9 protein-coding genes and 1 pseudogene are annotated in these 12,658 nt (G+C 58.4%); 5 read left to right on the forward strand and 5 right to left on the reverse strand.

The genetic code is table 11. The annotated features are described in order from the left end of the window. Together QO002_RS29645 and QO002_RS29650 are read left to right on the forward strand one after the other, a co-directional pair. Positions 1 to 1,762, forward strand: a 1,762-nt coding sequence (locus QO002_RS29645) for a PAS domain-containing sensor histidine kinase (RefSeq protein WP_307236952.1), incomplete at its 5' end; no start/stop codon positions are given. Between the two features lie 427 nt (positions 1,763 to 2,189). Next, complete coding sequence (locus QO002_RS29650) at positions 2,190 to 4,487, forward strand: PAS domain-containing sensor histidine kinase (RefSeq protein ID WP_307236954.1); 2,298 nt, start codon at positions 2,190 to 2,192, stop codon at positions 4,485 to 4,487. Between the two features lie 570 nt (positions 4,488 to 5,057). Here QO002_RS29650 and QO002_RS29655 read toward each other — a convergent pair. Then, the gene (locus QO002_RS29655; protein ID WP_307236957.1) at positions 5,058 to 5,615 is read right to left on the reverse strand and encodes a VOC family protein; all 558 of its coding nucleotides are present in this window, start codon (positions 5,613 to 5,615) and stop codon (positions 5,058 to 5,060) included. A 100-nt stretch (positions 5,616 to 5,715) separates the two neighbouring features. On the opposite strand from QO002_RS29655, the gene QO002_RS29660 reads away from it, so the two are divergent. Then, positions 5,716 to 6,312, forward strand: a complete 597-nt coding sequence (locus QO002_RS29660; RefSeq protein WP_307236960.1) for a DsbA family protein — start codon at positions 5,716 to 5,718, stop codon at positions 6,310 to 6,312. Then, positions 6,303 to 6,520: pseudogene (locus tag QO002_RS29665) on the forward strand (tautomerase family protein); the annotation flags it as partial. The gene QO002_RS29660 and the pseudogene QO002_RS29665, both read left to right, overlap by 10 nt. A 305-nt stretch (positions 6,521 to 6,825) precedes the next feature. On the opposite strand, the gene QO002_RS29670 reads toward QO002_RS29665, so the two are convergent. Beyond that, positions 6,826 to 7,680, reverse strand: a complete 855-nt coding sequence (locus QO002_RS29670) for an enoyl-CoA hydratase/isomerase family protein (protein WP_307236964.1) — start codon at positions 7,678 to 7,680, stop codon at positions 6,826 to 6,828. 592 nt (positions 7,681 to 8,272) lie between these two features. Beyond that, the gene (locus tag QO002_RS29675) at positions 8,273 to 8,953 is read right to left on the reverse strand and encodes a response regulator transcription factor (protein ID WP_307236969.1); all 681 of its coding nucleotides are present in this window, start codon (positions 8,951 to 8,953) and stop codon (positions 8,273 to 8,275) included. Between the two features lie 663 nt (positions 8,954 to 9,616). Here QO002_RS29675 and QO002_RS29680 point away from each other — a divergent pair. Next, positions 9,617 to 10,078: a YybH family protein gene (locus QO002_RS29680; protein WP_307236972.1), complete on the forward strand. Its 462-nt coding sequence runs from the start codon at positions 9,617 to 9,619 to the stop codon at positions 10,076 to 10,078. A 33-nt stretch (positions 10,079 to 10,111) separates the two neighbouring features. On the opposite strand, the gene QO002_RS29685 is transcribed toward QO002_RS29680, so the two are convergent. Beyond that, the gene (locus QO002_RS29685; RefSeq protein WP_307236975.1) at positions 10,112 to 11,176 is read right to left on the reverse strand and encodes an LLM class flavin-dependent oxidoreductase; all 1,065 of its coding nucleotides are present in this window, start codon (positions 11,174 to 11,176) and stop codon (positions 10,112 to 10,114) included. A gap of 155 nt (positions 11,177 to 11,331) precedes the next feature. Beyond that, the gene (locus QO002_RS29690) at positions 11,332 to 12,378 is read right to left on the reverse strand and encodes an alpha/beta fold hydrolase (protein WP_307236978.1); all 1,047 of its coding nucleotides are present in this window, start codon (positions 12,376 to 12,378) and stop codon (positions 11,332 to 11,334) included. Positions 12,379 to 12,658 lie beyond the last annotated feature (280 nt).

Raw genomic sequence — 12,658 nt, forward strand, 5'->3', positions numbered from 1 at the left:
ACAGGATGTTGAACTCTTCTATCGGATCGTAACTCCCGTGGGCGGGGTCAAGCACCTCCACACAGTGATGGAGGTCGTGTCCGAGATAACCGACCGGCTCGTATATCTAGGAAGCTCTCAGGATGTTACGGAAAGCAAGATTGCCGAAGAAGCGCTACGGACAAGCCAGTCGGGCCTTGCGCGGGCGAACGTCCAACTTAGTGCGGCCCAACGTCTCAGCCAGACGGGTAGCTTCACCTGGGACGCGAAGACTCTTGAACTGGACTGGTCGGACGAAAACTATCGGATATGGGACTTCGATCCTGCCGTGCCGCCGACGATGGCAATGATCGTTGATGCATTCCATCCGGACGACAGGGACCCGACGATGGCCGCCATCGAGGAAGCCGCGCTCACTCGCTCGCCGTTTGATGCTTATTTTCGCATCGTCACCCGCAGCGGTGCGGTGAAATATCTTCATACCGTCAGCATGCCGATACCAGAAATAACGAGCCATGCCGTTTTCCTCGGCAGCACCCAGGACGTCACGGAAAGCAAACTCGCAGAGGCAACGTTAAAGGCGAGCGAGGCGGAACTCGCACGGACAAACACCTATCTGACGGCAGCCCAGCGACTAAGCAAGACGGGTACCTTTATGTGGGATCTGGAGGAGGACGAACACAACTGGTCAGAGGTGATCTATCAGGTCTTCGGGTTCCCGCCCCGCACCAAGGTGAGCATGGATATGATCGCCAGCGCAATCCATCCTGAAGACATGCCTGCTGTCGAGGCGCTTCTTCGCAGGGCGGCGATCGGCGAAAAATTTGAACTGGTGTTCAGGGTGCTGAGGTCCGGAGGGGAAATGCGGCACGCGCAAGTCATAGGCCACAGGATCGGCGAAATTCCTGATCGGCGAGTGTTCCTGGGTGCACTGCAGGATATAACTCAGCAGAAAATTGCCGAGGCTGACCTGAATCATGCGCGGGCAGAGCTTGCGCATGTGGCGCGTGTGACTGCGCTCAGCTCGCTTACCGCATCCATCGCCCACGAGGTAAGCCAGCCTCTCGCCGGAATCATTACCAACGCTAATACCTGCTTGCGTATGCTTGCCGCGGATCCACCCAATTTGGATGGCGCGCGGTTGACCGCCCAGCGGACGATCAGGGATGGCAATCGTGCCTCCGACGTGATTAGCCGCTTGCGAGGCCTATTCACTCGAAAACCAGCTACTTTCGAGCAGATAAACCTCAACGAGACCGTGCGCGAGGTACTGGCGTTGTCGTCCACCGAGTTACAGCGCCGCCGCGTCATTGTGCGCACTGAACTGCTGGATGACATTCCCTTGGTCCTCGCCGATCGGGTACAAATCCAACAGGTTATTCTGAATCTCGTGCTGAACGCGGCGGATGCCATGGCCGACGTCGAGCTCCCCGACGGCGAAGTTCATGTTTCAAGTCGAGCCGAGGACGGAGGGTTCGTCCGCCTTTCCGTGCGAGATGTCGGAATCGGCCTTGCTTCACAAGACGTCGAGCGACTCTTCCAGCCTTTTCACACCACCAAAGCAGACGGCATGGGCATAGGACTTTCGATCAGTCGTTCCATTATTGAGGCGCACGGGGGACGTCTCTGGGGGGTGTCCAACACAAGCGGCCGGGGCGCGACATTCGCATTTTCTATACCGGGGGCGCTTGCGGCCGAAGGGCTCTCGAAACAGGTCGCGGCCATGCCTGAGCGCGTGCCAGAAACTGACTCGCCCTCCTTTTCGGAGCGGCGAAACGGTTAGGACCCGCTTGCGCTCGGTGGTTGGCAGAATTATTTTCGGTGACCTTCGCCCTCGTGCACGGGTGGCCCTAATGGTGGTTTTTAAGAGTGGCCGTCGCCCGGCGGAAGGAGACGGCCGAATGCGGAGATCCGCGCGCTCCGGCGGAGGGGTGGGCGCAGGAGCGCCTGCTGCTTCAAGCGTGTCGCCTCGTGGGAGACGGAGGCGACATTGGGACGGCGCCGCCGCGATAAGTGGACTTTGGTATCGGTCCTTCATGGTTCGCCTTGCCCGCGGACAACAAGCAGAGCGCGCGCAGGAGGGAACCTTAAGGGGAGTTTCAATACGGGGCCTCAACAACAGGCATGCTATGGATTAAATGCCGTTGTGACTGTACTTTACTGCACATTAGGGGGCTGCGCAGAACATTGCGTCGGGAATTTTATCGCACATGAGCTACGAAGTTTTAGTTCTAAAAACATTGCTCGACGCGCTCCTTAGTGGGTTGAAAGTCGATTTCGCTGGCATCCTTCTTCATGAAGGCGCTCCCAGTCAGGCCTTCGAAATGGTTCGTAGTTCGAAAGAGTTTTCGGCGGATGACGTGAAGGCAGGTATCGGTCGTCTGCGCTCTACAAATACGGGCGAATTCCTGGATACCGTGATCATCGCCGGCACGACGATCGCACTTCACACGGCCTTGATCGGCGAGGGGGACGTCGCTCGAACATTGGTCGTCGGATCCAGTCGGGAGGGTTTCCCGATGGACGACGAGCGACGGGCATTGTCCCAAGCCGTGCTGCAGGCGATGATCGGTCTGGAGCACGGGCGGGCGGAAAGCGACCAAAGTGTTGCCTCTCAATCCGCGCACACGGCCGATCTTGCCGAAGTGGTGGATTCTATTCCGGGCCTCGCGTGGTCGGCGGCCCCGGACGGTTCTGCCGAATACTTCAACGGTCACTACCTTAGCTACGTCGGTATGAGCTCCGACCAGGTTCGCGGCGTCGGATGGACTGCGACGGTGCATCCGGACGACATCGAGGGACTCGCTGCCGAATGGCGACGGATGTTGTCCGAACGTCGCGGAGGCGAGGCCGAGGCGCGGATACGTCGTTTCGATGGCGAATATCGCTGGTTTCTTTTCCGCACCAACCCATTGCTCGACGGATCAGGGTCGCTGGTGCGGTGGTGCGGGCTGAACATAGATATCGAGGACCGGAAGCGCGCCGCGGATGCCTTGGGAGCGAGCGAGTTCCACCTGCGGCAACTCACCGAAACAATCCCGCAGGCGCTATGGAGCGCGACGCCTGACGGAGTAATCGGATATCTTAACAAAAGAGGTCTGAGTTTCATGGGGGTAGAAACGAAAGATCTCACGGAAGGAACCTGGTGGGCCGATGGGCTTCATCCCGATCAGGTTGAAACGATCATTCGAACGTGGCGCCACTCGATCGCCACCGGTGAGCCTTATCAAGTAGAGGTTCTATACAGGCCTCCCGCTAGCGAAGACTATCGATGGGTCGATGTGAGGGCGCTGCCGATGCCCGACGACAATGGCGCGATTCTGATGTGGTACGGCAGCCTCATCGACATCCATGATCGTAAAACGGCGCAGGAGAACATTGCCGCCAGCGAGAACAGGCTGCAGCTCATCATCGACACGATACCCGGCATGGTCTGGTCGGCACTAGCCGACGGAGGCGGCGATTTCGCCAATCGTCACTTTCGCACCTACCTCGGCTTGTCCATGGACGAAGCCCGGAACTGGGGATGGGCGTCGGCCGTCCACCCCGACGACCTCCCCGAGCTGACGGAGGCGTGGCGGGTGATGGCGGAACGCGTCGAGGCAGGGGAAGTCGAAGCGAGATTGCGCCGTTTCGACGGCGAGTACCGATGGTTCCTGTGCCGTGGCAACCCACTCGTGGATGCGGCCGGCGACGTGAAATGGTTCGGGATCAACGTCGACATACACGATTGGAAACTCGCGCACGACGAGCTGCGCGAGGCGCAGGCGGAGCTCTCCCACATGACCCGCGTGATGGGCATGGGGCAGCTCACGGCTGCCATCGCCCACGAACTCGCCCAGCCACTTTTCGGGATCGTGGCCAACGCGAGCGCGGGTATGAAGATGTTGAGCACCGAACCGCCGAACATCGACGGTGTGCGGGAGACGGTCAGGCGGACGCTCAGAGATGCAAACCGCGCTTCGGACGTCACCGAGCGGCTTCGGGCGATGTACAGCAAAAAGGATCCCGTGGTGGAGTTGGTAGACCTCAACGTCATCGCTCAAGAAGTCATCGGGTTTGCGCACGGTGACCTCCGCAAGAATGGAGTCAGCCTGCTAACACATCTCGCGGCAGATCTGCCGGCCGTCAGAGGCGACCGCATCCAGTTGCAGCAAGTCATTTTCAACTTCATTAAAAACAGCGCCGAAGCCATGAACGGGGTTGTCGGTCGTTCGAAGGACCTGGAAATTTCCACCATGCGGGAGGAGCCGGATCACGTCCGCCTTGCCGTCAAGGACGCTGGCGTGGGTTTCGATCCAGGAATTTCTGAGAAGCTGTTCAGCCCTTTCTTTACCACGAAGGCGAACGGCATGGGCGTAGGTCTGTCTGTCAGTCGTGCAATCGTCGAGAGCCATAACGGACGTTTGTGGGCGGAGCCTAACAACACGCACGGAGCGACTTTTGCGTTTTCGATCCCGGCTGGCGGCGGTCTCATGCCGGGTCCGTCCGATACCGCACTGTATTAAAGCGTTAATCCGCTTGTCTGACGGAATTCTTCCACCAACGATGGCGACCGTGAACTGAAATACAGCACCCTGGGAGAGTGGGTCGCTCACCCACAGCTTGCCCTGGAGCCCCTCTATGATCGAACGGCCGATGGAAGAAGTGGGGGCCTCGTCTCGCATCGAGCCTTCTATTCAGGACGTATCGATCGTAGCGAAGACTACTGCCAATGACGACGTCGGACGCCCACTAAAGCTATGCATCCCTAGTAGGGCATTTTCACAGGCGACTGTGGCGACTTTGAGAGCCTGTGGAGAGCTGTTTCATTTCCCGGCTTTCGTCGCACGGGTTAGTTCATACAAAACGTGGTGACCTGAGGTACGGCGAGCGACGAGACCGATGGATCGACTGATAGCCGGTGGTCTGCGCCAATCATACCATCACCGCGTCCGTCGTCTGGAAACGCAATGGAGACGGGCAAACACGTTCAGTCTAGCCGGTCACCGCGAGAAGCGGTGTACCGGCTAATCAAACTGTTTTTGTGGCCTGCCGGATCGGCGGGGCAAAGACACGTCGAGCCGGAGCCTGACCATTCACCTGGCAGATCCCCAGACGGCCTCGTGAAGCTGCGTCGTAAAGCTCGTGTCGGTGGGCGCTCCAGGTAGACGTGCCGTCACCTCTTGCAACGTCCATCCGTTGCCATCTGGGTCCTCGAACGTGAAATACGAGGCGTAGCTCTTCCTTTCGGGATTGGGTCCCTTGGCAATTCCCTTGCCGTTGGAGTGATGGAAGATTCCGCCGACGTCGTGGAACGGGTCGCTGACCTTCACGCCGCGTCGTAGGAGGTCGTCACGCGCCGCTAGGATGTCGGGCACCACGAGATGCATGCCCTGGGCGTAGCCGGGCGTCGCCGTAGTGATGTTCTGGCCGAACATCACCGAGCCTCCGGAGCCAGCCGGGGTCAACTGGACGATGCGATAGTCGTCGCCCGTGGCGTGGTCGATGTCGAGTCGCCAGCCTAGGCTTTCGTAGAACTTTCTGGCCCGATCCACGTCGGAGACCGGGATTACGAGGAGTTCCAAATTCATGCTGGTCGGGCTTGTTTCCGATGTCTTAGCCGGAGGTTTTGATTGCAGCGTGGCGTCGGTCATGTAGGCTCCTATTGTCACCCGCCTCGAGAACTCTCAGCGGCGACCTTAGGTTACCGCAGCGGTTTCCGAACCGATATTGTTCGAAGGTGTGCCCGACACCTTGGTATTGGCCCCCCAGATCGTTCTTGGTGGACTCCGCGCGGGCGCGACTGACGTTCTCGACGACGCAGGCAAACAGTTCAGACTGCACCATTGGGCGAAGGTCGAGGAAGCCAGCGGCGTACCGTTCAACCATGAGGGCCTGCTTGCAAGAACTGGCTTCGTCTACGACACCGAACCCGTCTGCCGCGCGGTTGTGGCCGCCCGGATCCTTCGTCCGGAAGCGGACCTTCTGAAGGTCTTCCGTGCATTCCAGCACGCGTTCTACGTCGATGCGCTCGACACCACGAACGGCCAAGTACTTGCAGAAGTTGGATCGCGCGCGCTCGAGGAACTCGGTCATCCCGTCACCGCCGACGAGTTCCTCGAGACCTTTAACAAACGGAGCACCATCGACGAGGCAGCGACAGACTTCGCCACGTCTCGTGCCATGGGCGTCTCGAGCTTCCCCACGCTTTTCCTGAAGAAGGGTGGAACTCTTCGCAGGGTCGGCGCTGGATATGCGCATCTGGATGAACTTGAGAGGGACCTTGCGGCAATGTGGCCGCATAGCAGATCGATCCAGATATTGAACCAGGAGATTACGAAATGCCAATAGTCACCGTACAGGTTACCGTGAGGGTATGGGATCTGACCGCAGCTCGGTCACTCCCGAGGAGAAGGCGGCAATCATTGCGGGCGTGAGCCAGGTCATGCTCGACGTCCTCAACAAGCCGCTGGAATCGACCTACGTGGTAATCGAAGAGGTCGAGCCAGACAATTGGGGCCCTGGTGGACTTCCGACCGCCCATTTACAGGAAGAAAAAGGCCGAAGGGAAAGCCTGAAAGCCTGTTTCATGCCTGGAAACTTTTTTCGTGATGCCGCCGGGTCTAACCGCCGGCATCTTTTGTTTCGGAGCGTCTGGAGGACGAATAGCCCGCAGCATGACGGCCAGGCGTTGCGCATCGCGGCTACAATCGAGCTTTGCTCAAGTTGCTCCAGCCAGGAACAGGAACACGGCTCCGTTGATCGCGATGGCGGCGCGAAGGTGCATGAATAGTGCACCTGGGGAATATCGGCCTGCACTGATGTAGGGCGGGCGTGATGAACCCAGAGCCATGGAAAGAATAATCACGATCGCGAACCTCCGTTGGATGCTCTCCTCTGAGCGTCCAGCGCGACCTGTTGTCCTAAGTTGAGTTCCACATCCGAACGTCTTTGAAGCCCAGCCTCCACAAGCCTTGCTATCGTTGCCTTCGTCCCCGGGCGCATGGCTGAGATAAAAAACTGATCAAGTGCCGGTGGGAAGACTGCGTCCTCGGGGAGGGAAGCCGCGTCGATGAGCCGCTTGGCTTCTACGAGCGCCTCCTTGTCGAAGCTCGCGATGCGCCGAGCGAAGCGGTCGACGAAGGCGTCGAGTTCCGCGTCCGGGACTGCCCGATTCACATAGCCGTAGCGGTCCGCCAGCGCACCGGGGAAATCGTCGGCGCCAAGAACGACCTCGATCGCGCGCCCACGGCCCATTAGTGCGGCGAGCTTTACCATGGGATTGCCTCCCGGCACTGCGCCGACACCGACCTCAAACTGCCCGAGGATGGCCTTTTCAGCACTGGCAAAGCGAATATCGCATGCCAAGACGAACTCACTTCCTGCGCCCCGTGCCCGTCCCCGGATCGACGCAACCGACACGACTGGTGCGCGGGCCAGGCGCACCAAGACGTCGAGCCAGGGATGCATGCCTGTGGGCCCGCGGCCCATATCCGCCGTGCGCGCTTTGTCGATGAGGACATCATAATGCGCGAGAAAGAAGTCGGGATCTCCGCTTTCGAAAATGATCACCTTGACATCGGAATCGCTCTCAAGCTTCGCGATGAGATGCGAAAGCTCCGAAATCGTGTCGAGGTCGATCAGGTTGATTGGCGGGTTGCTGAACTTTGCTCGCCATATTCCGGGTATTGGGCTGCTCACTTCGATCTGGTTCTGCATGGGTCACCTCGCGACATTGCTGTGCGGGCATCTAAGCGGGCGCGAGCGGGGCATCCAATTGAACGAAGGTATCGGCGCCGCGCCGGGTGGTCGAAAAGATCGAGACGGAAGGTAACATCTCATGCGGGCATTGTGGAAAGGCCGTCTCCGGGCGGTGGAGACGGCCTATGGCGGATCCGGAGGATCCGCGCGCTGCCGCGATGGGAGGAAGTACGCGGGAGCGCTGTCGCTGCATGAGCGTCTCGCCCCTTGGACGAGGTGAGGCGATCTGGAAAGGATAGCCTCCAACGAATTCTGACAACACGAGACTTACGTATCGCCTATACCTAGTCGATTGATTCCAACACTTGGTGCCCACGTCTGACATCTACGCCTTCCGTCATGAAGCGCTCCTGCCAACGCCAGACGGGTCCGCCGCGATGGCACCGCCCAGGCGCCGTTGCAGATCATTGAAGGTGAACGGCACGTCGCCTAAGCTCAGCTACAGCGATTGAGGCTGGCCCGATGATCGACGCCAGTCCGCACGTATGGCGTCAGGGTCCGCGCTTAGCGGTACTGAATCCGCACTTATGTGGCGGTGCAGAGTCAGGCTCTAAGTGTCTGCCGTATCGATCTCGGGGCGGAGTTTGGCGGCCATGTTAACAAGATCCGGAAGGGAACGTGCGCCCATCTTTCGCATTACCTGACCGCGGTGTGCTTTGACAGTGATCTCGCTGATATCGAGTTCGTAGGCGACTTGTTTATTCATGAGCCCTTTGACCACACCCGACATCACTTCGCGCTCTCGTGGAGTTAGCGCGTCGAAGCAGCGCTGCAGAGCTTGCTGTTTTTCTTCTTCAAGCCAGAGAACTTCGCTTTGGGAAAGCGCGGATTGGATGGCGTTCAAAATCGCTGCTGAATCGATCGGTTTGGTAAGGAAATCTAAGGCGCCACCTTTCAAGGCCCTAACTGTCAGTGGCACGTCTCCATAGCCGGATACGAATATGATCGGCATCCCACGACCGTTCGATGAAATCAATGTCTGAAGGTCCAAACCGTTCAAACCGGGCAGGTTGACGTCGAGGATGAGGCAACTCGGCGTCGAAGTCGGAGCCGCCTCCAAAAAATCCTGCGCGGAGTGGAAGAGGATCGGACGCCAGCCCGCTGAAACGATTAGCAGCTCTAGCGATTCTCTGACCGAAATGTCGTCATCCACTACAAACACTATGGGGCGGTGTTCGCCATCGACAGGCTTGTGAGATCCCTGGTTCGACGGGGTCGTCATCCGGTACATGTCCTGCCTCCTTAAGCGGGTAACAAGCTTGTCCAATGGAACTGGACCATATCATGGAACGGCCCTGACGGCATTGCCCCTCGCCAATCCATGTCCCCTAAAGTCGCAGAAGAGAGCATGCGTCATGTCATCAGAATGTACATTGTACAATAGTATCGAAGCCTGTGAAGTTCTCCTCTCAGGAATACACCTCGATACTGGGCCGGCCGCGATACACAAACGAGCCGAAAAATCTCGCCGTCAGCCCTGCTGGAACTCCGGTCGGGCTACGCCCTCCCTACGTTCCAGCAGGGCTGACAGATTCTCATCTTGATTGACGCGATTCTCATCCTGATTGTCGCGACGCAAGCATGCCATCGCGCAAAAGAATCATTGACCTGCCTTCGCTCAGGCCGCTGCGTCGGCGCAAGCGAAAGCGCTGCCGGTCGAACGCCTTGCTTCGTGCCTGAGGCGAGCCCCTTCCCCGTCGTGAACCGAACTGGGGGGCAAAGGTCTCGCGACACCATTGTACAATAGATCAGCTTCGGTTCTTTCGCCCATCTTACCGTCGTCGCGCCATGCCTGACACTGGTGCCAACATCGGTATCCGATCCATCCCGGACCTTGATATGTCAAAACATTGGTCGCCGGCAGAGAGCCCGCACCATATTGAGGAGAATGACAATGAACCGGTACCCCACGAAGGTGAGCGGCGGCGAGACGAAGCAGGGAGACGGCGGCCCCGTAGATGCGCTGATCGATTTTTACGGAGCTTTCAATCGGGGCGATCTTATTGGCTTGAAAGCCGTATGGCTCGAGGGCGGGGAGCCCAGCATGGATAACCCTGTCGGCGGCATCCGCCGCGGGTGGAATCAGATTGCCCAAGGCTATTCTAAGCTTTTTGAGGGACAGGCCACGGTTCGCGTAACTTTTCACGATTTTACCAGCCAGGGGGGTGACGATTGGCACCTTTTCGTTGGCCGTGAACGTGGAGCCTGTAGGACACCCACCGAGGTGCTCGACATCGCTTTTCGTACAACGCGGTGGTTCGTGCGCAAAGACGGGGCTTGGCGGCAGCTTCATCATCATGGATCGGTCGAGGATCCGAAGATGCTAGCTGACTACCAGAGACTCATCTTCGGATGAAAGGGGGACGGCGCCGGCGACGTCGAGACGCGCTCATGGAGAGTGCTGACCAGTTTGCACGTTTAGACGGGATTGTTGGCGAACCAGTGGCGCGACCGCTGTGCCGAGCAGCTCGATGGATCGTTTCATCGCTTCAGTTTCAAGTGCGGCCGTGCTCATTTGCAAGGCGAAGCGAGAAACCCCCGCGAATGTCCGGTTAACATGCAGCATCTTCGCAGCGACCGTTTTTGGGCTGCCGACGAGAAAGGCGCCATTCGGGCCGCACATATGGTCGAATTGCGCGCGCGTTGGGGACGGCCATCCCCGTTCTTTTCCTGCTTCCGTAAACATTTGGAACCAGCCAGGGAAGAAGGCTTCCTTCGCGGCCTCGTCGCTTTCGCCGACAAAACCAAGAGCGTGAACGCCGATCCTCTGGTTGGCGGGAGAATGACCCTCGGCGAGCCACGCGCGACGATAGAGGTCGACCAGGGGAAGAAAACGCTCGAAGCCTCCTCCAATGACGGCGACCATCAACGGCAAGCCAAGCGTTCCGGCACGAACGAAGGATTCGGGAGTTCCACCGGCGCCCAACCAGATTGGCAGGGTCACTTGATGTGGGCGTGGAAAGATTCCCTCGCCGTTTAAAGCAGGGCGAAAGCGGCCCTGCCATTTGATATTGGGTTGCGCTCTTATCTTGAGCAGCAGATCGACCTTTTCAGCGAACAGAGCATCATAATCTCGCAGGTCGAAACCGAACAGCGGATATGCCTCCACGGACGATCCCCGACCCACCACGATTTCCGCCCTTCCGTGGGAGACGAGGTCTAGGGTCGAAAACTCCTGGAAAAGCCGGACAGGATCCGCAGCGCTGAGAACCGCGACAGCGCTTGTCAATTTTATAGACTTCGTGCGAGCGGCGGCTGCCGCCAAAATAACAGCCGGCGCAGAATCAAGTGCATTTTCTCTGTGGTGTTCGCCCATTCCAAAAACATCCAGGCCAACCTGATCCGCCAGTTCGATCTCGAAAAGTACGCTTTCCATGCGATCGATTGCTGACTGTAACCGCCCCGTAGAAGGGTCAGTCAGACGCATCGCAAAACTGTCGATCCCGATTTCCAATGTATTATCCTTCCTTGTGCGTGGCTGCCACGAAGCGCGACAGTTCTACACGCGTCCCCGGTACACAACGGTGATGGGGCGCGCGTCTTTGTATTCCTGAAAAAGCATCGATCATTAGCACGGCGCATAGTAACTCGTTTTGTTTCGCTGACCCGCTATGCCCACGAATCAACGTCTTTCACGGCCTTGGCGAAGGCTATGGGAGCTTCCTGAGGAAGGTTGTGGCCAATCCCCCCCGAGATGAGCCGGTGTTCGTATCTTGCCTTGAACTTCCCTGCATACAAAATGGGATCGGGATGAGGAGCACCGTTGGCGTCGCCTTCCATGGTGATCGCCGGGACGTGAATTTCAGGAGCAGACGCAAGCCTCGTTTCGTACTCGTCAAACCGTTTTTCTCCACTTTCCAGACCAAGCCGCCAGCGGTAGTTGTGGACGACTATCGCGACGTGATCCGGGTTCGAGAATGCGGCAGCGCTTCGTTCGAATGTGGTATCGTCGAACTCCCAATGCGGGGATGCGAGCTGCCAAATGAGCTTGGCGAAATCGTTCGTGTATTTTCGATACCCGTCACGGCCCCGATCAGTAGCAAAATAGAACTGGTACCACCATTGTAGCTCCGAGGACGGCGGCAACGGCTTTCGGCCAGCAGCCTGGTTTCCGATCAGGTAGCCGCTGACCGACACCAGCCCCTTGCATCGTTCCGGCCACAGCGCGGCGACAATGTCGGCTGTCCGCGCGCCCCAATCGAAGCCAGCTACGGTAGCTTTCTCGATCTTCAGTGCGTCCATCAGCTTGATAGCGTCAACGGCAAGCGCCGATTGCTGGCCATTGCGCATCGTGTCCTCGGAAAGAAATCTCGTGCTACCGTATCCGCGTAGATGAGGCACGATCACACGATGACCCTGGCTAGCCAGCAATGGGGCCACCTCGGTGAAACTGTTAATGTCGTACGGCCAGCCGTGAAAGAGGAGAATCGGCGAACCGTCGCCAGGTCCAAGTTCGGCATATCCGACATCGAGGTCTCCGGCGTCGATACGACGGTTGGCAATGAGAGCACCATTGGTTTTATTGGTCGTTTTGGCCTTCGTGCCCTGATCCGCCCCGGCGGCGGCCCGTTCCGCAAGGACTCCGGTTGCCGCTAGCCCAACAGCGATTCCGCTGAACGAGCGACGTGTGAGGTTCGCGCCTCTAACGTTTTCCATGACATTTTTCTCCGATGAAAGTCTGCTGACGATCCGCCGGAGGCTCTCTCCTGAGCGGCGTCAATGATCGAAGTTTGGGACAGGCGGTTCAAACTCGCTAGTGGACGATGGTGTAGGTACATACCAACGTGTCGGCGATACCTATGTGCAACTGCCTGCGTGTGCACCGTTGGACATAGTGACCTTCTAGCCCCGGCATCCCGCCGACGGGCATGAGGAGAAGGCGATGAGTTCTAAAGACGATCAGCCGTTTGGCACTGCTTTTCCCGTCATCGTGATA

The sequence above is a fragment of the Pararhizobium capsulatum DSM 1112 genome (genome assembly GCF_030814475.1).
Taxonomy (GTDB): domain Bacteria; phylum Pseudomonadota; class Alphaproteobacteria; order Rhizobiales; family Rhizobiaceae; genus Pararhizobium; species Pararhizobium capsulatum.